We start from the raw sequence: 24415 nt of genomic DNA on the forward strand, positions 1-24415 counted from the left end.
TGTCACGGGAGCGGTCTCTCCTGGGACCTCAGCACCCTCGTGAACGGGCCGCGGCCGTTGTCGCGGTAGGTGACGTCTGCCTGGATGACGCGCGTCGTGGTGTCGTCGGGCGTGTTCTGTGCGACCCAGTCGAGCGCCGCCTGGAGGTACGCGAGTTGGCTCCTGAGCCCGGAGTTCGCATGTCGCCAGCGATCAGGGTTGCCGATGCCCTTGGCGGCGACGAGGTCCGCCCAGCGGTACTCCCAATCCTCGTCGACGGGCACCACCGTGCCGTCGGCCTCGACGCGGGTGATCTCCGCCGTCCAACGGCTCGACTCCGGGAACATCTGCCACCCGAACTGGCGGTGGTCGTTGCCGTAGGCCGCCACGATCGCCACCAACTGCGCGAGGACGACGGCGACGATGATGGCGCGCCGGGCGACGCGTCGCCCGGCGGCCGGATGGTCTCCCGGGTTCACGCGTCCGTCATGGCGGCGGCGATGTCCATCGGGATCCCGGTCTCGCGTTCGGAGACCTCCCACAGAGTGGCGATGGCGGCGTCGTTGCCGCGTCGCATGATCGGCCGGCGAACCGGTACGCCGCGGGTGACGAAGCGAGGCGCGTACATCTCGCCGCCGCGAGCATGCGGGTCGGTGGCCGCTCGCAACTGTGGCAGGGCACCCTGGGCGGGGGACATGCCGGCGGTGGCGGCGAGCCACTTCCAGAAGCGGGCGGAGCGTCCCGCGCCGCCCTCCTCGACGGTCTTCACCTGCAGGTTCGTATGGGACAGGCCCGGGTGGGCGATGAGGCTCGAGGCCGGAGCGCCGTGGACCTCGAACTCCCGCTGCAGTCCGAGGCCGAAGTGGTAGTTGGCGAGCTTCGCCCTGCTGTACGCGGCCCAGGGGTCATAGGTGCCCTCCATGTTCACGTTGTCGGGGTCGACCGGGCGGCCGTTGTGGTGCGCCACGCTGGTCACGGTCACGACGCGGCCCGCGCGGGCCGCGAGCAGGGATGGGAGGAGCCCGGCGGTGAACACCCAGTGGCCGAGGTGGTTGACCCCGAACTGCATCTCGTGGCCGTCGGCTGTGCGGCGTTCAGGCATCGCCATGAGGCCGGCGTTGTTGACCAGGATGTCGACGGTCGGGTGGGCGGCGGTGATCGTCGAAGCGGCGGACCCGGTGCTCTCGAAGGATCCGAGGTCGAGCTCGACGATCTCCAGGGACGCCTCGGGATGGGTGGCGGCGATCTCGTCGCGCGCCGACCGGGCCTTGGACTGATCGCGCGCGGCCAGGACCACGTGCGCTCCGGCTCCGGCGAGCGCCCGTGCGGTCTCGAGCCCGAGGCCGCCGTTCGCGCCCGTGACAACGGCGGTGCGGTCGGTCAGGTCGGTGATGTCGTCGGTGGTCCAGGGCACGGGGCCTCCTCGGGGCGGGTCAATTCTCGTCTCTCCGGTCGTCGACCCAGTTTGCGTCACCCCGGCGAATTCCGTGGCCCGACCTACGAGATCACCACGCTCGCGTGCTTCAATGGTGGACACGCGCACGAGAGCGCACGTCAGCCAGAATCCAGGGGGACACCGTGACAGGCGACGAGCACGAGACCGACAAGAGCTTCGCACACCTGTTGGACACCTCAGGTGTGCTCGACGACCTGATCTTCGTCAGCGTCGATGACCACATCATCGAGCCGCCCGACATGTTCGACGGTCGCCTTCCGGCGAAGTACCAGGACCTCGCGCCGAAGGTCATCACCCGCGACGACGGCGCCCAGGCCTGGGTCTACGACGGAACCGAGATCTACTCGATGGGCCTCAACGCGGTGGTCGGTCGTCCACCCGAGGAGTGGGGCCTCGAGCCCGACCGCCTCGAGGACATGCGCAAGGGCTGCTGGGACGTCCACGCCCGGGTCGACGACATGAACGTCGCCGGTGTGCTCGGATCGATCGGCTTCCCGAGCTACGCGCAGTTCTGCGGTCAGCGTTTCTACCGCACCAAGGACAAGGACCTCGGCCTCGCCGTCCTGCAGGCCTACAACGACTGGCACATCGAGGACTGGTGTGGGCAGTACCCGGACCGGTTCATCCCCCTCGGCATCCTGCCCCTGTGGGATGCGGAGCTCATGGCCGCCGAGGTGCGCAGGCTCGACGCGAAGGGCTGTCACGCCGTCACGTTCTCCGAGGATCCCTACAAGCTCGGACTGCCGCCTCTGCACGACAAGAGCTGGTACCCGTTCTGGCGCCAGTGCGAGGAACTCGACACCGTCGTGTGCCTGCACCTCGGGTCGTCCTCGAGCCTTCCGGCCACCACCCCCGGTTCGGTAATCGAGACCTCCCAGACCCTTGCTCCGCTGAGCCTGCTCAGCACCGCCACCGAGATCGTGTGGAGCCCGTTTCTGCGGGACTTCCCGAACCTCAAGATCGCGCTCTCCGAGGGCGGCATCGGCTGGATCCCGTACTTCCTCGAGCGGGTGGACTACGTGTACCGCCACCACCATCACTGGACGGGAACGGACTTCGGCGACAAGTTGCCGAGCGACGTCTTCAAGGAGCACGTGATCTCGTGCTTCATCGAGGATCGCCCCGGTCTGCGTCTCAAGGACGAGATCGGCGTCGACATGATCTGCTGGGAGATGGACTACCCCCACTCCGACAGCTCATGGCCCGCGGCGCCCGAGAGCTTCGCTCCCTCGCTGCAGTACCTGACGCCTGAGGAGATCGACAAGATCACCTACCAGAACGCGCTGAAGCACTTCCGTTGGGACCCGTTCAAGCACCGCCGTAAGGAGGACTGCACGGTCAAGGCCCTGCGGGCCGAGACCAGCGAGGTCGACCTCCTGTACAAGTCCGCCGAGCGGCTGCGGAACAAGGGTGTCATGCACCCGACGGCCGAGGACCTCACCTCGCAGTTCGTCTCGAAGTAGTAGCGGCTCGCCTCCCGCCCGCTCAGCGGCCCGCCCCGGTCGGGGTCTGGTCGCCGGGCGGGGGTGGAGTCGCCTCGGCCGCTTCGTGCCGGGCCGCCTCGGCGTCGAGGTCGGCGAAGGCGACGTCGTCGATCGCCGACCCGTCGGATTCGCCGGGTGGTGACCAGTCCCCGCGCAGGATGAACCATCCGGCGGCCATGGCGAGAGCGAGAGCTGCCCCGAGGCCGAGCGTCAGGCGGGACCTGTCGTAGTCGGCGCCGGGGGCGTCGCCGAGCGCGAGCAGGACCGGTGGCGCCCAGACGTCGGGGCGCTCAGAGCTTACGACGAGTCGACAGTCGGTGCGTCGTCCGCAGGCGACGCGATCCCGGCCCACCTCGTCCACGTCGAGCGTGAACCCTGCGGCAGCCGATCCGTCGCCGCCGATGGTCAACGGGACCACCGGACCCGGAGCGCCGCAACGCACTCCGCTGGTCGAAGGGGCGGCACACACGGTCACCGACAGCGTGGCCCCGGGAGGAAACCGACTGGCCGTCACCGTCACCTCGTCTCCCGGCCGCAGGCCGTCCGCGGGCGTGACCTCGATCCGGCCCGGCGGCGGCGCCTCCTCGAAGAAGACGGCGTCGATGACGGTTGTCGTCGACGCCGCTTCGATCTCGATCGTGCAGCGCACAGACGGGCTGCCACACGTCCGGTCACCGCTGGGGGTCGACCCCGCATCGAATCGCACCAGATACTGAAACTCGGCTGCGCCTTCACCGTCGAAGCGCACCGGTAGTTCGTCGTGGCAGGAACGGGTGCCGTCCTCGACGCACAGCTGGATGACCCCTGTCGTGTCGGGCTCGAACGCCGTCGCCGTGAGGGTCAGGACCGTCCTGGCCGCGAGCCCGTCGACCACCAGCGGCTCGCTGCGTTGGTCATCGGGTACGAAGGCGACGTCGAGTCGCACGGTCGCCGGGTCGTCGTCGCGGTTGTCGAGAGCGCGTGCCGAGGCGCCCGTGCCGGCGATCACGGTGAGGAGGACGACAGCGAAGGCGGCGGGTCTCATCGTGGACGGGTCAGGCGCCGGGGGTGTCGGCGTCGTCGAGGCGGCGGTTCAGGGTGAAGATCCGGCCCATGATCGGCAGCGTGAGGACGTTGAGTCCGTGGAGAAGACCGACGATCAACAAGATGCCGGCCACCCGGATGCTCGTGACCTGGAGTTGGTTGGCGTTGACGGTGTTCTCCCAGTCCGATCCGGGTTCGAACCGCACCGTGAAGAGGATGTACGCGAAGAAGATGAGGTAGTACGCGACGTCCATGAGCACGATGAAGCTCTTGCCCGTCCGCGGATTCGCGCGGAAGACGTCCGCCGCGTAGGCCTTGCCGAACCGCCGGATGAATGGCCCCAGCCACAGCGCGAGGCCCACCATGGCCACGAACCAGATGAGTTCCAGAATCCACCAGTCCATGATGAGATCTCCTTCTTGTCGGTCGATGGTTGCGGCGACGACCGCCGCTGTCGCAGTCAGGCCCGAGAGGGCGATGGCCAGGGCGCGTCGGCGCCGCTCCCGTAGGCGCCGGTCGTCGTCGATGCTCAACAGCACCCGCTCGAAGAGATCACCGCTGTCGGCGACCGCCCGGGTCCCTGCGAAGATCGCGTCATGGACCCGGTCACCGAGGCTCATGGCGTCACTCCGACATCCGACGGAGCAAGGGCCCGTTCGAGCGCCCTCATCGCCCGGGTGAGGTGCGTCTTCACGGAGTTGCGCGAGATACCGAACGTCTCGGCGATCTCGTCGATGCCGAACTCGTCGTAGTAGCGCAGGATCATGCAGTCGCGTTGACGCGCCGGTAGTGCGCGCAGGGCCTCGACCACGTATGCGTGCTCCTCGGAGAGCACGACCTCGTCTTCGACGGACGCGGTCCGGTCGTCGAGCGGGAGGCGGTGCCGAAGAGATACGAGTCCGCGCCGGTTGTGGTCGCGTGCGAGGTTCAGCACGATCGACCGCAGATAGGCACCCGCCTTTCGGTGATCGTCGATGCGGTGAGCCGAGCGTGCGAGCCGTATGAAGGCCTCCTGGACGAGATCTTCGGCCGCATTGCGATCGTCCACGAACAACCGGACCATGCGGACCAGTCCCGAGCCGTGTTCTCGGTACATCGCCTCGACGAAGGCGTCGACGTCCAGCGAGGCCCGGACCGGGGTGGCTCCGGCCGCTGTCGTGATGCGCGCGACCTCGGCAGCGGCCAGGAGCCCTCTCAGGGCGGCCACTTCCGAGCTCATCGCGGTCATCTCACCCGGTTGTTCTCATGTGCGGAGTCTTCCACGGCGACGCCCGGTCGGGTCGGGAGAGGTCGGTCCGGCTCCGTGAGCCGGGCACACCGCTCCTCTCTACGACAGACGTCTCGTCGGTGTCCGCGGGTGACACGAATCGGAAGAACGTGGTCCGGGACGTCGGCGTGAGTGGGCGCTTGGGGTCGCTGTCACCCGGCGCACGCAGGTGATCGTCAGTGAGGGTGACGGACGAGGAGGGTGTGGTGCACAACGTGATCGAGATCGAGGACCTCGCAAAGTCGTATCGACGTCGTCGAGGCGGTTCGACGGTGGCGGTGGACCGGCTCGATCTCGTGGTTCCAGCCGGTGGTGTCTTCGGCTTCCTCGGCCCGAACGGCTCTGGAAAGACCACGACGATCCGCTGCCTGCTCGGACTCGTGCGACCGACCGGTGGGACGATGCGACTGCTGGGTCGTCCGGTACCGGGCGGATTGAGGGACGCGATCGGGCGAACAGGTGCGATCGTCGAAACCCCGGCGCTGTTCCCGACGGTCAGCGCCCGCGAGAACCTCCGTCATCTCGGGTCCATCGACGGCATCGGGCGACGCCGCGTCGAGGAGGTGCTCGAGACGGTCGGGCTCACCGCACGCGCCGACGACCTCGTGAGGAAGTACTCGCTCGGCATGCGTCAACGACTTGCGCTCGCCGCGGCGATCCTGAAGGAGCCGGAGCTGTTGATCCTCGACGAACCCGCCAACGGGCTGGATCCGGCCGGGATGCGAGAGGTCCGTGACATCCTCCGGAGGTTCGCCGCTGAGGGCCGCACGGTGTTCGTCTCGAGCCACATCCTGGCGGAGATCGAGCAGACCTGTGACCGGGTGGCGATCGTCGCCCGCGGCCGGTGCGTGGCCCAGGGAACGGTCGCCGAGGTGATGGCCTCGGCGGGGAGGGGCTCGGCGATGTTGGTCCGGGTCGACGACTGTGAGGCGGGCGTGGGCGTCGTCCGGCGGGCAGGTTTCACCGCAGAGCGGGTCGACGGCATGGTCCGTGTCGCTATCGACCCGTCCCGTGCGGCGGAACTGACGAGGTTGCTCGCACACCATGGCCAGTGGGTCTGCGAGTTGCGGCCCGACATCGGCGGCCTCGAGGATGTCTTCCTCACTCTCACCGGTGAACCCGACGAGCCTGCGCGAACGCGGTCGTCCGCTACACAGGTGCCGGCGGCATGACGCTCCTTGCGATGCACATTCGACGTGCGGCGGGGCGCAGAGCGGTTCGGGCCCTCGTCGCCCTGGCCCTGTGCGGATGTGCCCTTGCGGGCGTCGTCGCGTGGGTCTCCTCGAGCGGGAAGTCCGTCCTGGAGCTTCGACTCGCCGAGGAGGGATCTCCGGCGGTGATGACGGACTGGTGGATCGCGGAGTCCCACGAGGGGTACCTCGCGTTGGCGATGTTCTTCCTCCTGCTCGGTGCCCTCGTCGCCGGGGCGACCGTGGCGGGGGCCGAGTGGCGCCACAACACCGTCACGACGCTTCTCACCTGGGAGCCCCGGCGCCTCCGGCTCCACGGATCACTCAGCGCCGCTGCTGCCATTCTCGGCTTCGTCATCTCGCTCGTGTTGCAGGTGGTCTTCCTGGCGGCCTTCCTCCCTGCGGTGATCGCGCATGGAACGAGCGAGGGCACCGATGGCTCCTTCTGGGCCGGGCTGGTCGTGGCCATGACCCGTACGTCCGCCGTCACGGCTGCGGCGGCGGTTCTCGCCGTCGCGCTCGCGACCCTCGCGCGCAACACCGCCTTCGCCGTGATCGCCGTGTTCGCGTGGATGGCTGTGATCGAGAACGTCGTCCGGAGTGTCGAGCCCCCGCTCGGCAGGTGGCTATGGGGAGAAAACCTCGTGACGGTGCTGACGTGGAGTCGAATCGACGACAACGACGCCGGGACACCCCCCCTCTTGGCCCTCGCCGTCCTCTCCACCTACTGCGCTGCGATCGTCGTTGCCGGTGCCGTCACGTTCAGCCGCCGAGACGTCGCCGGCAGTTGAATGTCGAACTCCCCTGAAGTCCCCATCCCCTCGCCCCGGGCGCAGCACTCCGCTTCGTGAGGTCGAGCGGATCGATGGTTCGCTCAGCGGGCGGCGCGCACCGGAAGCGTCGGGGTGAAACGTGACGGCCCTCTCACCTTCAGGGGCGGGAGGGCTCCGACGTTCTCGAGTGATCCGAACCGTCCGATGAGCGCCCGGCTGGCGGTCTTGGCCTCGAGCCGGGCGAGGGCGTAGCCGAGGCAGAAGTGGGCCCCGGCGCCGAAGGCGAGGTGGCCGGCGCCGTCGTCGTAGGACGCGGTGCGGTGTTCGAGTCCCCGGTGCAGGTCGGCGCGGAAGATGTCGAATCGGTCGGGGTCGTCGAAGACGGTCTCGTCGTGGTTGGCGGACCCGACCGCCAGGCGTAGTTCCCGGCCGGCGGGGATCGTCACGCCGTGCCATTCGGTGTCGGCGTTCGCCTCCCGGGCGAGGTAGACGAGCGACGGCGAGTGACGCATCGTCTCGTCGAAGGCCCGGTCGAGCAGATCCGGTTCGTCGCAGACGGCATCACGCTGCGCGGGATGATCGAGGAGGTTCCGCCACAGGTTGCCGAGCGCCTTGTCGGTGGTCTCGCCGCCGGCGGTCAACAGGAGCGACACGAACGACGCCAGGTCCTCGACCTCGGCGGCGATCAGCCGGGACAAGATGTCGTCGGAGGGGTTGCGGCGCCGTTCGGCGATGACCGGGTCGACGTGGTCGTGGAGTTCGCGGTGCGCCTCACGGCCCTTTCGGCGCAGTTCCGGGTCGTTCCAGAGACCGAGCATCATCGTCTCGTACCACTCGTGGAACTTCGCGTCGTCAGAGGGTGGCAGGCCCATCATGGCCACGATGAGGCGGCCGGGCAGCACGGCGCTCAGGTCGGCGACGAGATCGAACCCGTCAGGGTCGAGAGCCGAGACGATCCCGTCCACCACGTCGTCGAGCAGTTCCTGGTACCGCTCGAGGCGGGTGGGGGCGAACACGGGCCCGACGACCTTGCGCAGCGCGATGTGGGGCGCGCCGTCCATCTGCAGGAGGTTCGGGCCGAACACCGCGCCGAGTGTCTTGCGGTAGAGACGGTTGGAGAATCGCTCCGTGTTCGAGAACGCCTCGACGACGTCGGCGTGACGTGAGATCACCCAGACGCGGTCGATGGTGTCGGCGAACACCGGGGCGTCGCGGCGCAACTCGGACCAGACGCTGAAGGGGTCGAGCGAGAAGGCGTCGTCGTGGAGGCGGGTCGGGTCGATCACGCCCCGATCCTCTCGTCTCTCGCTGCGCCTGTCGACCCGATGGCGGTGGCCAGTGTGGGAAGGACGTCCCGGCGCATGAGGTGATAGTGGGCCGTTGATGTGTAGCTGTAGTGTCGCCCCCGGTGGCCATGAGCGAAGATCCCAGGCGGCGGTGACACGATGAGTGATCACCGGACCTCGGGTCGGGCGGTACTCACAGTCGGGGCACTCGGCGTCGTCTACGGCGACATCGGGACGAGCCCCCTCTACGCGATGCGTGAGTCCTTCGACGGCGCGGGCCACGAGGTCGCCGTGATCGAGTCGAACGTTCTCGGGATCCTGTCGCTGATCTTCTGGTCGCTCATCATCGTGATCACGATCAAGTACCTGCTCTTCGTCATGCGCGCCGACAACCATGGCGAAGGTGGCATCCTCGCGTTGACGGCGTTGCTGCCGGGGCGTGGCGACCGCTCGAATCACAAGACGGTCGTTCTCGTCCTGATCGGACTCTTCGGCACGGCCCTTCTCTACGGCGACGGGATGATCACCCCGGCCATCTCGGTTCTCAGTGCCGTCGAGGGGACCGAGGTCGCGACCGACAGTTTCTCGCGCTGGGTCGAACCGCTCGCAGTGGTGATTCTCATCGGGATCTTCGCCGTCCAGCGGTTCGGAACCGGTGCGGTGGGACGCGTCTTCGGTCCGGTCATGGCGCTCTGGTTCGCCACGCTCGGGACGCTCGGCGCCGTCGAGATCGGCCGGCATCCGACCGTGGTGCGGGCACTGAACCCGATCTACGCCGTCGACTTCTTCGGCGACGAGGGCCTGACGGGTCTGTTGGTGCTGGGATCGGTGTTCCTGGTCGTCACCGGGGGAGAGGCCCTCTATGCCGACATGGGGCACTTCGGGCGTTCGCCGATCGCGATCGGCTGGTTCGCCATCGTGTTGCCGGGACTGCTGCTCAACTACTTCGGCCAGGGCGCCCTGTTGCTCGACCAGCCCGGAGCCATCAGCAACCCGTTCTACGAACTCGCCCCGGAGTGGGGGGTCGTGCCGCTCGTCGTCCTCGCGACGTTCGCGACGGTCATCGCGTCCCAGGCGCTCATCTCGGGTGCTTTCTCGTTGACGATGCAGGCGGTGCAGCTCGGCTACTTCCCGAGGGTGAAGATCATCCACACCTCCGCCCGGGAGTACGGCCAGGTCTACGTCCCCGCTGTCAACTGGGCCCTGATGGTGGCCTGCGTCGGTCTCGTGGTCGGTTTCCGCTCGTCGACCGGTCTCGCCGCGGCCTACGGGGTCGCCGTCACGATCACGATGATCATCACCACCGTGCTCTTCTATGTGGTCGCCCGGCGCAGGCTCGGGTGGTCACTGGCGCGTGTGGCGTTGCCGTGCGCCGTGTTCATCGTCGTCGACGCCGTCTTCTTCGCCGCCAACGTCCCGAAGATCCCCCACGGCGGTTGGTTCCCCCTCGCGGTGGCTGCCGTGCTCATCGCGGTGTTCACCACCTGGAACACCGGTCGGCGCATCATCCGGGAGCGGGTCGGGCGTCCCGAACTGGACCTGGTCCACCTCGTCGAGAGCCTCCAGGCCGATCCGCCCCGTCGGGTCGACGGGGCGGCTGTGTACCTCTACAGGGAGGTGGGCGGGACGCCCCCGGCGCTGCTGGCGGACCTGCGCCATCACGGGGTTCTGCACGAGCGTGTGCTCGTGGTCGCCGTCGTCACCGATGACATCCCGCGCGTGCATCCGGTGCGTCGGGTCAGCCACGCTGATCTCGGCCTCGGATTCGAGACCGTCGAGTTGCACTTCGGCTTCATGGAGACGCCCGACGTGCCGCGCGCGCTCGCTGAACGGCTCGGTCTCGATGCGCAGTCGGCGACCTACCTCCTCGGCCGTGAGACGGTGCTGGTCACCGACAGGCCGGGCATGGCCCCGTGGCGGGAGCATCTCTTCGCGTTCATGCACCGCAACGCCACCAACGCGGCTGAGCACTTCGCGTTACCCCTCGGTCGCTCGGTCGAGGTCGGTAGCCGCGTCGAGTTGTAGGCGATCGCGGTAGCTGGTCGCTTCGGATCGGCCCCGCTGGTTCAGGGGCGGTGCACGATGACGCCGGCCAGGATCGGCTCGAAGTTACTCGGCCAGAGGGTGGTTCGTGAGGCGTGGGCGCCCCTCAGCACCGCACTGGCCAGGTTCCGGGCGCCCCGTAGATCCGCTCCGCTGAGGTCTGCGCCCTTGAGGTCCGTCTCGACGAGCGATGCGCCGTCGAGATCCGCCCCGGAGAGGTCGGCGCGCCGCAGGCTCGCCCAGCTGAGGTCCGCTCCCGCGAGCTGTGCGTCGATGAGGATCGCCCGGTCGAGGTCGGCGCCTGTCATCAGCGCGCCCGTCAGGTCACGGCCGACCAGGCGTCGGCCACTGAGCCGCGCCCGTCGCAGGTCGGCGCACACGAAGTCGAACTCCGACAGGTCCGCGCGGCGCAGGTCCCTTCCGGACAGGTCGAGCCAGGATCCCGACACACCGTCGGCCGCTGCGGCGACACGGTCTGCGGGGTGCATGGCGTCGATACCCGTCGGGTCGGATCTCTCGTCACTGGTCGGGTCCCACGGTTCATCCCCGCCCGGAGTCGGTGGATCCTGGGGGTGGTCCTCGTGGACGTCGCTGTCGGACACCCGACGGCGGCGGCTGTGGATCGTCTTCGCCCCGGCGATGGTCATCACTGCTGCGCCCGCGATGCGGGCAGCGGCGAACAAGGGGATCATGGTGAGTTCCTTTCAGCTCGACGTGCGCGGCGGCCCCGGCGGGGCGCCGTTGTCGTCCGGGAGACCCGGTACGTCAGCGGAGAGGAGGAGAACGGTCCCGGGCGCGGGACCGACGGACGCGTTCGGGCGCAGGCGCCGGCGCGTTCACGACGGTTCCACCGGGTGTCGCCACCGCGGCGATGAGCGTGGCGAGGAGCAGAACGGCGACCAGCGTCGGCGCGTCGTCGGTGCCCGGGTCGACGACGGCGTCGTCGACGGAAGGCCTGGCATCCGCGTCGACCGCAGCGAAAACGCCGAAAGCGGCGACGGCGATGAGTCCGGCGACGACGAGGCCGGATGGGAGGCGCAACCTCACATTCCCCACGCTACAGGCCGCTCACCGGGCGAGAGCTGCGCGGCTCACAGCGTTCGGCGTTCTCATGACAGCGGCCGGTGCCCGCGCTGGTGTTGACTGGAACCGGGATGGCCGGCGATCCGATCACAGCACTGAGCTCCGCCTTCGATGGCAACGTGGGGAGGGCGGGCGCGTTCGTGCGCCGTCACCGGGCGCTGTTCGCCGCGATCGTCCTGCCGGGATGTGTCGCGCTGATCGGTTTCGCGTTCATCCCGGTGCGCTCGTCCATCGGGAGCCAGAACGTGGCGCTGGTGCTCGCCGCCGCCACGATCGCCGTCGCCCTGGGGGCCGGTGCTGTGCCGGCGATCCTCTCCGGGCTGGCGGCGGCCGCCGTGTTCGCCGTATTCCACACCGAGCCCTACGGCGAACTCGACATCACCGCTCGTCATGACGAGATCACCACGATCCTGCTCGTCGGTTTCGCGTCGGCGCTCGCCCTCGTCCGGCGCAGGCTTCTGCAGCTGAACGAACACGGCCGTCGTCAGGAGGTGGATCTGCGCCTACTCAGCGTCGGCGCACGTGACCTGCTCTCGGCTCACGGTTCGGGACGGTCGTTGGCCGGTCTCGACTCGTCGCTTCAGGCCATGGCCGATGTCCTGCACGCACGCACGTGCGAGATCGGTCCCGTGCCCGGCGGCGAGGTACCCCGGTTGGGGACGAACACACTGATCGCCGGGGGTGCCGGGCCGTCCGAGGGGGAGTTGCCGGTCCTGGCCGTCGACCTCTCGGCGACGGAGTCGCTGATCCTGCGTGAAGTCGACCTCGAGCGGATCGACGTGTCGGACCGCCTCGCCGCGCTCGGACTCGCCGCCCTCATCGCCGCCCGCTGACGACCCGACGACGCAGGCCGGCGATCGCGGTGGTGACGTCGGCGGGCGCGCCCGCCGACGTATCGTGGCCCCGATGCGTGAAACGGTGGTGTCCGCCGACCCCGTGAGCGGGCCGGAACCGCACGAGGCCCTGGCCGAACTTCGCAAGGTGCTCTCGCGTCGACGTCTCGGCGGGATGTCCGCTGGCGATCTGCTCTACAAGGCTTACGTCACCGTCCTGCTGTCACTGTTCGGCTTCTACCTCGCCCTCGGTCTCGTCGATGACGCGGCGATCGGCGCCAGCGAGATCGCGTGGGTCCGCTCGCACGGCGCCGCCTGGGTGGGCCTGCTCGTGGCGATGGCCATCGCCGCCGGGATGCGTTCGGGGGTCAACGGCGGCCCGCTCGCTGTGGACGAGACCGACTTCCACCACCTCCTGCTGTCGCCGGTCGACCGGCACGTCACCCTCGCCGCTCCGGTACGCCGCCTCACGGTGGCGGCTGCGATCCTCGGGATCGTGGCGGGTGCCGCAACGGGGGAGCTGGCCTCGCGTCGACTGCCGGGGTCCGCGACCGCCTGGGTCGGTAGCGGGATCCTCGCGGGGGCGACCGTCACCCTCGGCACGATCGGCGCCGCTCTTCTCGTCGGGTCGTTCGCTGTGTTGCGGAACCGTCCCTACCTGATCTCCGGTGCTTCCATCGGCCTCGTGGCGTGGTCGGTCGTCGACATCGTCTGGGACGTGCAGAGCGCGCCGATGACAGCCGTCGGTCGGATCGGGATCTGGCCGATGTCATTCACCCCCTGGGCACTGGTCGCCCCGGTGGTCGCCGTGGCGGCCCTCGTCGCCGGGTTCCGTCGCGTGGGTGCCCTGTCGCTCGACCGCATGGCGCGTCGGGCCCGCCTGGTGCGACAGGTCCGGTTCGCCCTGGCCGACCAGGACATCCGCTCGCTCATCCTGTTGAGGCGCAATCTCGGTTTCGAGAGGCCGCGTCGCCGTCCGATGGTGACGCTGCGCCCCGGGCGCATCGCGGACCGTTTCCCGGTCTGGCACAGGGATCTCGCGAGCTATCTCCGTTGGCCGCTGTCGCGCCTGGTGCGGGTCGGCGCTCTCGCTGTGGTCGCCGGGTTGTCTCTCGCCGGGGTGTGGCGGGGCACGACGGCACTGGGGATCGTGGTCGCCGTCGTGATGTATCTGGTGGCACTCGAGGCCGTCGAGCCCTTCGCCCAGGAGATCGACCATCCCGGCATTCTGGGCACGGCCCCGGTCGTCGAAGCGGAGATACTCGTGCGGCACCTCGTCGGGGCGAGTGTGGTCATCGCCGTGATGTGGATGCTCGCCGGCGTGGTCGCAGCCCTCGCCGGTGCCGCTCCGATCCTGGCCGCCGTTAGCGCGATCGCCGCCCTGCCCGCGGCCGTGGTGGGCGCCGCCGGCGGCGCGTTGAGTATCCGACGGATCGGCACGACGCCCGGCGATGCCCTGATGATGCCCGCGGAGGTCGCGGGCCCCCGCGCCGTTTACCGCCTGGTGTGGCCGGTGGTGTTGGCAGGGGCCGGTGTCGTGCCGGTGGTTCTCGTGCGGAACGCGATCGACCGCGGCGACCCCGGCTTCCCGGTCGCCGCCAACGGAGCCGTCATTCTCTCGCTGCTGGGCGCGGTTCTCGTCGGGTGGGTCCGGTATCGGGACTCGGTTGCGGCCGCGGCCGCCGGTGGTACGTCGATGGGAGGCGCGTGATGGCCCGGCCACTGCTGCGCGTCAGGAAGCTGGTGAAGGACTACGGCGACGTCCGGGCCCTCGGCCCGGTCTCGCTGAGCCTCGAAGGGGGCGAGCTCGTCGCCCTGGTGGGGCACAACGGTTCGGGCAAGTCGACCCTCTTGCGGGTGGTCGCCGGTCTCGTGGACCCGACCGATGGCACCGTCGAGGTGGCGGGCCAACCCGCCGGATCGGCTCGTGCGCGTGCCGCGGTGTCGTATCTGCCCGACGCGCCCGTCCTCTACGACGACCTCAGCCTGACCGAGCATCTCGACTATCTGGCCCGGCTGCACGGAACCACGCCGGAGGATCAGGGCGTCGGCGAGATGGTGGCGGCCTTCGGGCTGGCCGGGCGCGTCGACGACCTGCCCGCCGATTTCAGTCGGGGCCTGCGACAGAAGGCGGCCGTCACCATCGGCATCACCCGGCCGTTCGCGTTGTTGCTCGTCGACGAGCCCTTCTCGGGTCTCGACCGGGCGGGGCGGGCCGCGGTCATCGACCGCCTGCGGACAATCCGCGACGAGGGCGGTGCCGCGCTCGTCGCCACACACGACGCCCCCGCCCTCGAGGTGTTCGACCGGATCGTGATTCTCGATGCCGGCACGGTCGTCTTCGACGGCCCTCCGGCGGAAGCCCCGGACTGAGACGGTGTCGCCGTCGCCCCCGGGACTTCGGGCCGGGCGAGCGGGCTGTGTACCCTCAGCGGTCATGGCCAACGTGACGATCTACCACAACCCCAACTGAACGTCGTCCAAGAACGCCTTGGCGGTCGCCGAGGAGATGAAGGTCGACGTCGACGTGGTGCGATACCTCAAGGAGCCCCCGGACCGGGCCACGCTCACTGCGATCGTCAAGGGCCTCGAGGATCCCGTCGAGGATCTCGTCCGCAAGGACTCGCAGTTCAAGAAGCTGGGACTCGACGCCGACGACTTCGTGGGTGACGCGGAGGCCGTGGTCGACATCCTCGTCGAGCACCCCAGGTTGATGCAGCGTCCCGTGCTCGTGAAGGGGTCGAAGGCCATCATCGGCCGTCCCAAGGATCGCATCGCCCCGTTCATCTCCTGAGACATCGATGCCGACCGGTTCGTGTCGGCCTGCGAGAAGTGTCGGATCAAGACAGATAATCTGAGGGTGTGACCACGCGCCAACTCCCCGAGGCCTCCGATACGGCGTCGCCCCCGCCGGCCGTGGACGTGAACTCCGACACCGTGAGCCGCCGGGCGATGGGCATCATCGCGATGGGCGCGACCGCGTTCGGACTCGGCGCCGTCGCGGTCAACTCGGTCGGCTATCTGGCTCCGGCGATCCAGGACGACCTCGACATCGGCCGCGGGATGGTCGGGGCCATCTCGAGCGTCTTCTTCGCCACGTCGGGGCTCTCGTCGCTGGTGCTGCCTCCCGTCGCCGTCAGGCTGGGAACCCGGATCACGGTGGCGGTGAGCCTGGCTGCGATCACCCTCGGAGCCACCTTCGCCGCTGTTTCGGGGACGCTGATCTCGCTCTTCACCTTCACCGCGCTCGGCGGTTGTGCCCACGCACTGATCACGATGGCCACGAACAGCGCGGTTGCGGCGGCAGTGCCGCTTCGTCGACGTGCCCTCGGGCTCACCACCAAGACGGCGGGCGGTCCGCTGCTCTCGGCCGTCTATGCCCTGGTCGCAGGGATCCTCGTCACGAGCCTCGGCTGGCGTGGGGTCGTCGCCACCTCGGCCGGTCTCGCCCTCATGGGGGCGATCGCGGCGGTCCGCGTGTTCGAGCCCGTTCCGGTTCAGGTCGCTCGCGCGCACGCGACGCCGCAGACACCGCTACCGCGTGTCGTGCTGCTCCTCGCAGCGTCGGGCTTCCTGATCGGCGCGGGTGCGCAGCCCCTTTTCACCTGGCTGCTGCCCTTCCTGCGCGACGAGGTCGACCTCTCGTCGTCGGCGGCCGGAGTGGTCACCGCGGTGGCCACGGCGAGCGGGGTCATCGGAATGATCACCGTGGCGGTGATGTCGGACCGCCTCGGCACACACCTTCGCCTCGTGGTGTTGTCGGCGACCATCGCAATGGGGGCGATGGCCACCGCCACGATGATCTTCGCAACGCCCGGTCGGGTCGCGATGGTGTTCGTCGCCGCGATCGTCGGGATCATCTCCTACACGGGAGCGATCGGTGTGCTGCACACCGCAACCGTCGATGTCGCGCCCCACGCCGTCGAACGCGCCTCCGGAGCCGTGATGGCCGGCTTCTACATCGGCGGGTGGCTCGCCCCGTTCGGATTCGGGCTGCTCGCTGACGCCGGCGGCTACGACCTCGCCTGGGCCTGCGCCTCGGGGTCACTCGTCATCTCGACGGTCCTGGCCGCGGCGGCCATAGCCGGCGCGCGCCGGGAGTTGGCCGACCAGTCCGGGTTCCGTGCGCGGGCGACCTGAACAGCCAACGACCGATCAGTCGTGGGGCCGGTTCCGGAACCAGTCCGGGCCGCGGGGATCGTCGCACTCGAGTGCGGTTCGGTCCCAGCCGGCGAGATCGGCGGCCGCAGCATGGGTGCTCTCCAGGAACGCCATGAGGTGGGCGTCGGGGTCCGCGGCCCCGGCGACCGCCGGATACGAGAGCGCGAACTCCCCGAGGTCGGCGAGCCAGAAGGCCTCGTCGGGGGCGACGGTCGCATCGGCGAAGCCGTCGGGGGTGGGGTAGGCGTACGCGTAGAAGATCGGGGTCGGGGCGGTCCTGTTGCCGGGCCACAGGCCCACGCTGGTCACCTCGTGCGAATACGCTTCCCGGGCGACGTCGTCGGGGAAGTTCGGGACGCCACCGCCGTGGGGCGGCGCCGCTCGCCCGGAGAAGCGCGTCACTGCGAGGTCGAAGCTCCCCCAGAAGAAGTGAACGGGGCTGGCCTTGCCCAGATAGCCGGCGCGGAAACGGGTGAACACCCGGTTGGAGCGCAACAGGGCCCGCCAGAGCGCGCGGACCTGGTCACCGTCGTAGGAACGCCGGGCCGTGTCCCGGCCGAACGGGATGACGTCGGGGAGTTCGTTGGGAACCGGGTGGATCTCGACAGGCATGGCAACCGACCCCATGGCCGCCATGACCTCGTCGAAGAAGTCCGCCACGGACCGTGGTCCGAGTTCGACGACGCGCGTCTCGCCGGTGGTGGTCGACAGGGTGAGGCGGTCCGCGAGGAAGTCGAAGCTCCACTCGAAGCCCTCGGCGTCGTGTGGAACGAGCGAGGTCCGCAGACCAGTCGGTGACACGTACAGCGGAACGCTCCAGGAGTGGTTGATCCACGGGGTCGCGACCATCCGGATCTTGCCGATGATCTGGGTCCACAGATGGAGCGTCTCGAGCGTGTCGTGCCAGTCGTCGCTCGGCAGTTCGGGCCAGGGGTTCCGGGTCGTGGGCATCAGGGGCCTTTCCGGTCGGGGAGTGCGACATCTTGTGCACGTCGGTCGCCTCGGGGTCGAATCGAACTCCATCCTCCATGCCACCGGGCCGCAACGGCCCCCGGTCGGCCAGACTCGCCCCATGGACATCGTGCTCGCTCTCGCCGTGGCTGCCACATGGTCGATGGTCGGACTGATCTGGTTCGTCCAGATCGTGCACTACCCGCTGTTGGGTTCGGTTCCGTTCTCCTCCCAGGTGGCGATCGCCAACCGGCACCAGCACCTCACGGGCTTCGTCGTCGGTCCGCTGATGGCGGTCGAGGCGATCACGGCGGTGGTGCTGGTCATCGACCGGCCCGATGGCGTTGGTGTCGCATGGCCGTGGGTAGGGCTGGCGGCCCTCGGTGTCGCGCTGGCGTCGACGGCGTTCGTTCAGGTGCCCATCCACCAACGTCTAGCCCGGCGCCCCGATGTGGGTGACTCCGCCCGGCTCGTGCGGACGAACTGGGTCCGGACGGTCGCATGGTCGCTCCACGGTGTCGCTGTCGCCGCCATGGTGACACAGGCCATCTGAGGCCCCGCACCCCGGCGCGGCCCTGGCGCGGCCGTTTGTATCCAGCCGGCACCTAACCTCGGCGACGTGGTCGCCACCCTGCGTTCGTTGCCGCTGCGGACCTGGCCGCGCGCCGTGCCGATCGCTCTCATCGCGTACGTCCTCATCGCGGTCCCGTCCGACCTGATCGACACCCCGTGGTTCGGACGGCCGGTGCCCATCCGGGCCATCGACTACGTCATCGCATCGATCGCGGCCGCGCTCATCGGCCTGACTCTGGCCATCCGCCCGGAGTCCTCCGTGGTCGATGGTGTCGCCGGCTCCGGCGGCGACACGGCACGCGCGGATGCGGTCGGCGCGCTCGAGGGGGAGGACACCCGCACCGTGTGGGGCGGATTCGCCAGTTTCCTCGCGGTCGGTTGTCCAGTGTGTAACCAGGCGGTCGTCGCGCTGATCGGAACCGGCGGCGCCCTCAGCTGGTGGGCGCCCGTTCAGCCCGTGGTCGGCCTGATTGCCATCGGCCTGCTCGTCCACACCCTGCGACGCCGCCTGGCCACCTACGACCTGGTGGCGTGTCCGCTGCCCGGCGCGCGGCCGGTGGCCTGAGCGAGCGTCGAGGTTCGCCCTCGTCGGGGTCGCTGAAGCGGTGTCGGTTCAGGCGTCGGAGGACCAGGAGATGAGTGTGCGCATGTAGTTCGCCCGCTCGAACGCCGACGGGTCCGGTGAGGCCTCCTGGCTGAGGCTGCCCCTGGCCTGGTCGAGGGACTCGTAGCCGTTGTCGGCGAACCAGGCGGCCATCTCCGTGGCGATGACGCCGATGTGCCCGGCGCCGTGTTCGAGTAGCGCCGAGGTGGTCATGACGACGTCGGCACCGGCGAGGATCAGCTTGGCCGCGTCGAGGCCGTCGTGGACCCCTGTGGTCGCGGCGAGCGACGCATCGACCCTGCCCCGCAGAATCGCCATCCATCGCAGGACGAGCCGCATCTCGCTCGACTGCGACAGGACGAGGTCGGGTACCACCGACAGGGAGTCGAGGTCGATGTCGGGCTGATAGAAGCGGTTGAACAACACGAGCGCGTCGGCGCCGGCGTCCACCAGAGACCGGGCCATGTGGCCGGGCGACGAGAAGAAGGGCCCGACCTTCACGCACAACGGGATCTGCACCGCCTCGCGGACGTGCTCGACGAGGCGGACGTAGCCGTCTTCCACCTCCGCGCCGGTTGCGTACACGTCTGCAGCCACGGCGTAGATGTTCAACTCGAGGGCATCGGCACCCGCGTCGGCCAGCTCGCGCGCGTAGTACGTCCAGCCGCCGGGCGTCGTGCCGTTCAGACTCGCGATGACCGGGATCGACAGCTCCCGCCGGGCCGCCACGAGTAGTTCGAGGTAGTCGTCGGGTCCGGTGTTGTAGTCGTCGAGGTCGGGGAGGTATCCGTCGGCCGCCTCCGCGAACTGTCCGGCGCCCGTCTCGAGGCCGTGGTGCAGCGCCATCATCTCGTGTTCGATCTGCTCCTCGAACAGCGAGGGCAGGACGACGGCGGCCGCTCCGGCGGCTTCGAGTCGCAACAGCGAGTCGATCTCGCCCGTCAGGGGCGAGGCGGACGCCACCAATGGGCTGCGCAGGGTGAGGCCAGCATAGGTGGTGGTCAGATCGGGTGCGTCGTTCATCGGCCCTCTCCGTCGTCAGCGGCGTGGGGGTCGTCGTCGACGATGCCGTACGTGGCGGTGTGTTCGATCTCGACCATCTGCTCGTAGAGATGCCAACGGTCGTCGATGTCGGCCTGCGCCGCCGCCATGAGTTCCTCCGCCCGGGCGGGGTTCGCGCGGGCCAACATCGCGAACCGGCCTTCGCGTGCGGCGAACTCGGCGAAGGGTCGGGTCGGAGCGCGGCCGTCGAGACGGAGCGCGTGCTCGCCCTGACGCTCCCTGCGCGGGTCGTAGCGGTACAGCGGCCAGTAGCCGGTCTCCGCGGCGAGCTTCTGGTGTTCGATCATCTCTCCCATGTCGATGCCGTGGGCGATGCAGGGGCTGTAGGCGATGATGATCGACGGACCGGGGTGGGCCTCGGCCTCGGCGAAGGCCTTGACGACCTGGGTCATGTTGGCGCCCATCGCCACGTGGGCGACGTACACGTCGGGGTGGGCCATCGCGATCACGCCGAGGTCCTTCTTGGCCGTGTTCTTGCCGCCGGCCGAGAACTTGGCGATGGCGGCGCGTGGAGTGGCCTTCGACGTCTGGCCGCCGGTGTTGGAGTACACCTCGGTGTCGAGGACCAGCACGTTGACGTCGCGACCGGCGGCGAGCACGTGGTCCAGTCCACCGAAGCCGATGTCATAGGCCCAACCGTCGCCGCCGACGATCCACACCGAGGACCGCACGAGGTGCTCGGCGATCGCGAGAAGGCGACGCGCCGGTGGCAGGGTCAGGTTTGCGAGGCGTGATCTCAGCACCGCCACGCGACGCCGTTGTTCGGCCAGGCCCGCCTCGTCGGACTGGTCGGCCGTGAGGATCTCCGCGCCGAGGGGGCCGACCTCGTCGACGATCTCCCCCAGCAGCGACCGGGCCTCGGCCGTGAGATGGTCGCGGGCGATGCGGATTCCCAGGCCGAATTCGGCGTTGTCCTCGAACAGCGAGTTGATCCACGCGGCGCCGTTGCCCTCGTCGTTCGCGGCCCAGGGGGTGGTCGGCAGGTTCGCCCCGTAGATGGACGAGCATCCCGTCGCGTTCGCGACGACGAGCCGGTCACCGAAGAGTTGGGTCAACAGCTTCAGGTAGGGCGTCTCGCCGCAACCCGAGCACGCCCCCGAGAACTCGAACAGGGGTTGGGTGAGCTGGGAGCCCTTCACCGTGTCGAGCGCGAGGGAGGTCCGGTCGGGGACCGGCAACTGCTCGAAGAACGCGAAGTTGAGCCGCTCCCTCTCGAGGTGAGGTCCGCGTGGCTCCATGTCGATGGCCCTGTGGCGTACCTCCTCACGGCTCTTGGCCGGACACACCGACACGCATACGCCACAGCCCGTGCAGTCGTCGGGGGCCACCTGCACCATCAGGCGCGTCGCGTCATCCGCTCGGGCGAGCGGCTTCGAGACGAATCCCTCGGGCGCGCCGACGAGGTCGTCGGGCTGCGAGATCGTCATGCGGATGGCGGCGTGCGGGCACACGAGGGCACACCGGCCGCAGTCGATACAGATGTCGGGATCCCAGATAGGGATCTCCGCGGCCAGGCCACGCTTCTCCCAGCGGGTGGTTCCCGGAGGGAACCGTCCGTCCACGGGCAGCGCGCTCACCGGGAGCAGGTCCCCGCGGTCCGCGAGCATGGCCGCCGTCACCCGTTGGACGAAGTCCGGGGCGGCCTCGGGAACGGCGGGTCGACGGTGTAGCGATGATGTCGCCGTCGCCGGGATGGTCACCTGCTCGAGTCCATCCAGCGCGGCGTCGACCGCGGCGTTGTTGCGGGCCACGACGACGCGGCCGCGTCGTGAGTACGTCTTGGCGATCGTGTCCTTGATCGCGCCTACCGCCGCCTCCGTCTCGACGAGATCGGTGAGGGCGAAGAAACACGTCTGGAGGACGGTGTTGATGCGGCCACCGAGTCCGGCGTCGTGCGCGACGCGGTCGGCGTCGACCACCCACAGGTCGAGGTCGAGCTCGATGATCCGCTCCTGGACCTCCGCGGGAAGGTGCGCCCAGACCTCGGTCGCGGACCAGGGGCTGTTCAGCAGGAACGTGGCACCCCGTCGGGCGCGGGTGAGGACGTCACTGCGTTCGAGGAATCCGAAGTCGTGACAGGCCACGAAGTGGGCGTCGTCGATGAGGTAGGCGGAGTCGATCGGGCGGGGCGAGAAGCGCAGGTGCGAGGTGGTCATCGACCCCGACTTGCGGGAGTCGTAGACGAAGTAGCCCTGAGCGTGCAGGTCGGTGTGTTCGCCGACGATCTTGACCGAGTTCTTGTTCGCGCCGACCGTCCCGTCGCTGCCGAGGCCGTGGAACACGGCGCGCATGACGTCGTCGGGCTCGGACCACGCGGTGTCGTCGAGCGGCAGGCTCAACCCCGTGACGTCGTCGACGATGCCGACGGTGAAGGGATGGCGGGGCTCTCCGCCGGCGAGCATGTCGAACACGGCGATGGCCATCGCCGGCGTGTACTCCTTGGAGGAGAGGCCGTACCGCCCTCCGACGACGTCGGGAGTGGTGTGGGGCCGGCTTCGAGCGAGCGCCGCGACCACGTCGAGGTACAGCGGTTCGCCGACCGAGCCCGGTTCCTTGGTGCGGTCCAGCACGGCGACCCGTTCGGTGGTCGCGGGAAGGGCTGCGTCGAAGGCGTCGACGTCGAAGGGTCGGTAGAGCCGGACCGTGACGACGCCGACACGGCGATCTTCGGCCAGGAGGTGGCGGACCGCCTGGGTCGTCGTCCCCGCGCCCGAGCCCATGATCACGACGACGTCGGTCGCGTCGGGGGCACCCGAGTAGTCGAACAGCCCGTACCGGCGTCCCGTGCGCTGCGCCAGAGCGTCCATCGTCGCCTGGACGTGGCGGCTGACATCGGCGTGATACGGGTTCGCCGCCTCACGCGCCTGGAAGAACACGTCGGGGTTCTGTGCCGTACCCCTCACGTCGGGCCGACTCGGGTCCAGGCTGCGGCGGCGGTGTTCGTCCACGCCGGCATCGTCGACGAGGGCGCGCACGTCGCTGTCGTCGAGCGCGGTGATGGTCGCGACCTCGTGACTCGTGCGGAATCCGTCGAAGAAGTGGACGAAGGGGACGCGCGTCACGAGGGTGGCAGCGTGGGCGACGAGAGCGAGGTCCTGCGCCTCCTGTACCGATCCCGACGAGAGCATCGCCACCCCGGTCGGCCGTATCGCCATCACGTCGCTGTGGTCGCCGAAGATGCTCAGCGCATGGGTGGCGACCGACCGGGCGGCGACGTGGATCACTGCAGGGGTGAGTTCGCCGGCGATCTTGTAGAGGTTCGGGATCATCAACAGGAGTCCCTGCGACGCCGTGAACGTGGTGGTGAGTGCGCCCGCCTGCGCGCTGCCGTGCACGGCGCCCGCCGCACCGGCCTCGCTCTGCATCTCGATCACGGTCGGCACCGATCCCCACATGTTGGTGCGGCCGGCCTCGGCCCAGGCGTCGATCGCCTCGCCCATCGGTGAGGCGGGCGTGATCGGATAGATGGCGACGACCTCGCTCAGCGCGTGGGCGATCCGGGCGACCGCCTCGTTGCCGTCCACCGTGATACGGCTGGGACTCATGGCACTCCTCGGGCTGGGGTCCCTGTGCATACGGTCGGGTCGATCGACTTTCCGAGACGACGCACAGGAGTGCCGCCATGGAGGAACAGACCGGATACGAGGTCCTCGACGAGGCGGAGTGCCACGCCCTGCTCGACGCGACACCGATCGGACGCGTCGCCTTCGTCGCCGACGACCGACCGGTCGCTCTGCCCGTCAACTACCGCTGGCATGACGGAACCGTCGTCTTCCGGAGCCGTGAGGGCCAGAAGCTTCATGCGGCCGCGTCGGGTCAGCACGTCTGCTTCGAGATCGACGGCTGGGACACCCGTCAGCGCACGGGTTGGTCGGTCCTCGTCGGGGGAGTCGCGAACGAGGTGACGTCGTGGGCGGAAACGGAGGAACTCGAACAGCTCGACCTGGTGCCGTGGTCGAAGGGGGAATGGAGCGAGCGCTGGGTGCGGATCACCGTCGAGGAGCTCTCGGGGCGGCGATTCGGCTGAGTCGGTCCCCGAGAGGACCGGGATCGGAGCCGTTGCGGGGGTGTTCACGGCCGAAGGCTAAGGCGCTCTCCAGTCGGCCGGAAGGGGCCATGGTCACCACGCCGGATCATGCCTGGTCCACACCGGGGCCCGCAGCTGTGTTCAGGAGACGGCGACGACCTCGACGTCGAAGGTGAGTGCCTTGCCGGCGAGGGGATGGTTGGCGTCGAGGACGACCTCCGAGTCGGTCACCTCGACCACGACGGCCTGTTGCTGGCCGACCATCACGGCGTCGCCGGTGGTCAGTCCGTCCGGTGCCTTTGCAGCGTCGACCCGTCCGATGAGCTCGTCGCGTCGCTCGCCGTAGGCATCGGCGGGCTCGATACGAACGGTGCGGCTCTCGCCGACCCCGAGTCCGCGCACAGCCTCGTCGAAGCCCGCGATGACCTGGCCACCACCGACCTCGAACGTCAGTGGATCACGTCCGGCGGAGGAGTCGAAGACCTCCCCGTCATCGAGGCGGCCGGTGTAGTGCACGTCGACGGTGTCACCATTGGTGATCGAATCCTGCGGCATGGGGGTCCTCCGGGTCAGGGGTGGGCGCAGCGCCCGATGACACCGGTTCCACATCGCGGTCGGTC

General features: G+C 69.2%; 24 protein-coding genes. 12 read left to right on the forward strand and 12 right to left on the reverse strand.

Features of this window, described 5'->3' with window-relative positions:
- Positions 1-2: 2 nt before the first annotated feature.
- Both RIE08_16400 and RIE08_16405 read right to left on the reverse strand, forming a co-directional pair.
- Positions 3-458: a hypothetical protein gene (locus RIE08_16400; GenBank protein ID MEQ8719192.1), complete on the reverse strand. Its 456-nt coding sequence runs from the start codon at positions 456-458 to the stop codon at positions 3-5.
- Positions 455-1393 (reverse strand): oxidoreductase, encoded by a 939-nt coding sequence (locus RIE08_16405; GenBank protein ID MEQ8719193.1) that lies wholly within the window; start codon positions 1391-1393, stop codon positions 455-457. Before RIE08_16405 ends, RIE08_16400 begins: the two co-directional genes overlap by 4 nt.
- Positions 1394-1557: 164 nt before the next feature.
- On the opposite strand from RIE08_16405, the gene RIE08_16410 reads away from it, so the two are divergent.
- A complete protein-coding gene (locus RIE08_16410; protein ID MEQ8719194.1) occupies positions 1558-2898 on the forward strand; it encodes an amidohydrolase family protein in 1341 nt (446 codons plus the stop codon).
- Positions 2899-2920: 22 nt separating this feature from the next.
- On the opposite strand, the gene RIE08_16415 is transcribed toward RIE08_16410, so the two are convergent.
- The 3 genes from RIE08_16415 to RIE08_16425 are packed head-to-tail and all read right to left on the reverse strand — an operon-like array spanning position 2921 to position 5161.
- A complete protein-coding gene (locus RIE08_16415; protein ID MEQ8719195.1) occupies positions 2921-3943 on the reverse strand; it encodes a neocarzinostatin apoprotein domain-containing protein in 1023 nt (340 codons plus the stop codon).
- 10 nt (positions 3944-3953) lie between these two features.
- Positions 3954-4562, reverse strand: a complete 609-nt coding sequence (locus RIE08_16420; GenBank protein MEQ8719196.1) for a hypothetical protein — start codon at positions 4560-4562, stop codon at positions 3954-3956.
- A complete protein-coding gene (locus tag RIE08_16425) occupies positions 4559-5161 on the reverse strand; it encodes a SigE family RNA polymerase sigma factor (protein ID MEQ8719197.1) in 603 nt (200 codons plus the stop codon). Before RIE08_16425 ends, RIE08_16420 begins: the two co-directional genes overlap by 4 nt.
- A gap of 233 nt (positions 5162-5394) precedes the next feature.
- Between RIE08_16425 and RIE08_16430 the strand changes: the two genes are divergently transcribed.
- Positions 5395-6381 (forward strand): ABC transporter ATP-binding protein, encoded by a 987-nt coding sequence (locus RIE08_16430; protein MEQ8719198.1) that lies wholly within the window; start codon positions 5395-5397, stop codon positions 6379-6381.
- A gap of 11 nt (positions 6382-6392) precedes the next feature.
- Positions 6393-7190 carry a hypothetical protein gene (locus RIE08_16435; protein ID MEQ8719199.1) on the forward strand — a complete coding sequence of 266 codons (798 nt, stop codon included), beginning with the start codon at positions 6393-6395 and terminating at the stop codon, positions 7188-7190.
- Positions 7191-7273: 83 nt separating this feature from the next.
- On the opposite strand, the gene RIE08_16440 is transcribed toward RIE08_16435, so the two are convergent.
- Positions 7274-8458 (reverse strand): cytochrome P450, encoded by a 1185-nt coding sequence (locus RIE08_16440; protein ID MEQ8719200.1) that lies wholly within the window; start codon positions 8456-8458, stop codon positions 7274-7276.
- A 159-nt stretch (positions 8459-8617) separates the two neighbouring features.
- On the opposite strand from RIE08_16440, the gene RIE08_16445 reads away from it, so the two are divergent.
- Positions 8618-10483, forward strand: coding sequence for a potassium transporter Kup (locus tag RIE08_16445; protein ID MEQ8719201.1), 1866 nt, complete (start codon positions 8618-8620; stop codon positions 10481-10483).
- 41 nt (positions 10484-10524) lie between these two features.
- Here the strand turns inward: RIE08_16445 and RIE08_16450 are convergent, their stop codons facing one another.
- Together RIE08_16450 and RIE08_16455 are read right to left on the reverse strand one after the other, a co-directional pair.
- Entirely contained in the window at positions 10525-11193 is a 669-nt protein-coding gene (locus RIE08_16450) for a pentapeptide repeat-containing protein (GenBank protein MEQ8719202.1), read from the reverse strand.
- 73 nt (positions 11194-11266) lie between these two features.
- Positions 11267-11548 carry a hypothetical protein gene (locus RIE08_16455; GenBank protein MEQ8719203.1) on the reverse strand — a complete coding sequence of 94 codons (282 nt, stop codon included), beginning with the start codon at positions 11546-11548 and terminating at the stop codon, positions 11267-11269.
- A 107-nt stretch (positions 11549-11655) separates the two neighbouring features.
- Between RIE08_16455 and RIE08_16460 the strand changes: the two genes are divergently transcribed.
- The 5 genes from RIE08_16460 (at position 11656) to RIE08_16480 (ending at position 16557) form a co-directional block, all read left to right on the forward strand.
- Positions 11656-12417: a DUF4118 domain-containing protein gene (locus RIE08_16460; protein ID MEQ8719204.1), complete on the forward strand. Its 762-nt coding sequence runs from the start codon at positions 11656-11658 to the stop codon at positions 12415-12417.
- A 73-nt stretch (positions 12418-12490) separates the two neighbouring features.
- Positions 12491-14128, forward strand: coding sequence for a hypothetical protein (locus tag RIE08_16465; protein ID MEQ8719205.1), 1638 nt, complete (start codon positions 12491-12493; stop codon positions 14126-14128).
- The gene (locus RIE08_16470; GenBank protein ID MEQ8719206.1) at positions 14128-14790 is read left to right on the forward strand and encodes an ABC transporter ATP-binding protein; all 663 of its coding nucleotides are present in this window, start codon (positions 14128-14130) and stop codon (positions 14788-14790) included. Before RIE08_16465 ends, RIE08_16470 begins: the two co-directional genes overlap by 1 nt.
- 136 nt (positions 14791-14926) lie before the next feature.
- On the forward strand, positions 14927-15211 hold the full coding sequence (locus RIE08_16475; GenBank protein MEQ8719207.1) for an ArsC/Spx/MgsR family protein: 285 nt from the start codon (positions 14927-14929) through the stop codon (positions 15209-15211).
- 68 nt (positions 15212-15279) lie between these two features.
- Positions 15280-16557 carry an MFS transporter gene (locus tag RIE08_16480; protein ID MEQ8719208.1) on the forward strand — a complete coding sequence of 426 codons (1278 nt, stop codon included), beginning with the start codon at positions 15280-15282 and terminating at the stop codon, positions 16555-16557.
- A gap of 15 nt (positions 16558-16572) precedes the next feature.
- On the opposite strand, the gene RIE08_16485 is transcribed toward RIE08_16480, so the two are convergent.
- Positions 16573-17529: a DUF5996 family protein gene (locus tag RIE08_16485; GenBank protein ID MEQ8719209.1), complete on the reverse strand. Its 957-nt coding sequence runs from the start codon at positions 17527-17529 to the stop codon at positions 16573-16575.
- Positions 17530-17650: 121 nt separating this feature from the next.
- On the opposite strand from RIE08_16485, the gene RIE08_16490 reads away from it, so the two are divergent.
- Both RIE08_16490 and RIE08_16495 read left to right on the forward strand, forming a co-directional pair.
- A complete protein-coding gene (locus tag RIE08_16490; protein ID MEQ8719210.1) occupies positions 17651-18082 on the forward strand; it encodes a hypothetical protein in 432 nt (143 codons plus the stop codon).
- Between the two features lie 66 nt (positions 18083-18148).
- Positions 18149-18667 (forward strand): hypothetical protein, encoded by a 519-nt coding sequence (locus RIE08_16495; GenBank protein ID MEQ8719211.1) that lies wholly within the window; start codon positions 18149-18151, stop codon positions 18665-18667.
- Between the two features lie 48 nt (positions 18668-18715).
- On the opposite strand, the gene RIE08_16500 is transcribed toward RIE08_16495, so the two are convergent.
- Together RIE08_16500 and nifJ are read right to left on the reverse strand one after the other, a co-directional pair.
- On the reverse strand, positions 18716-19729 hold the full coding sequence (locus RIE08_16500; protein MEQ8719212.1) for a dihydroorotate dehydrogenase-like protein: 1014 nt from the start codon (positions 19727-19729) through the stop codon (positions 18716-18718).
- Positions 19726-23313 carry a pyruvate:ferredoxin (flavodoxin) oxidoreductase gene (gene nifJ / locus RIE08_16505; protein ID MEQ8719213.1) on the reverse strand — a complete coding sequence of 1196 codons (3588 nt, stop codon included), beginning with the start codon at positions 23311-23313 and terminating at the stop codon, positions 19726-19728. Before nifJ ends, RIE08_16500 begins: the two co-directional genes overlap by 4 nt.
- A 77-nt stretch (positions 23314-23390) precedes the next feature.
- Between nifJ and RIE08_16510 the strand changes: the two genes are divergently transcribed.
- Positions 23391-23795: a pyridoxamine 5'-phosphate oxidase family protein gene (locus tag RIE08_16510; protein ID MEQ8719214.1), complete on the forward strand. Its 405-nt coding sequence runs from the start codon at positions 23391-23393 to the stop codon at positions 23793-23795.
- Positions 23796-23936: 141 nt separating this feature from the next.
- Here the strand turns inward: RIE08_16510 and RIE08_16515 are convergent, their stop codons facing one another.
- Positions 23937-24350: a peptidylprolyl isomerase gene (locus RIE08_16515; protein ID MEQ8719215.1), complete on the reverse strand. Its 414-nt coding sequence runs from the start codon at positions 24348-24350 to the stop codon at positions 23937-23939.
- Positions 24351-24415 lie beyond the last annotated feature (65 nt).

It is taken from the genome of Acidimicrobiales bacterium, from assembly GCA_040219085.1.
Taxonomy (GTDB): domain Bacteria; phylum Actinomycetota; class Acidimicrobiia; order Acidimicrobiales; family JAVJTC01; genus JAVJTC01.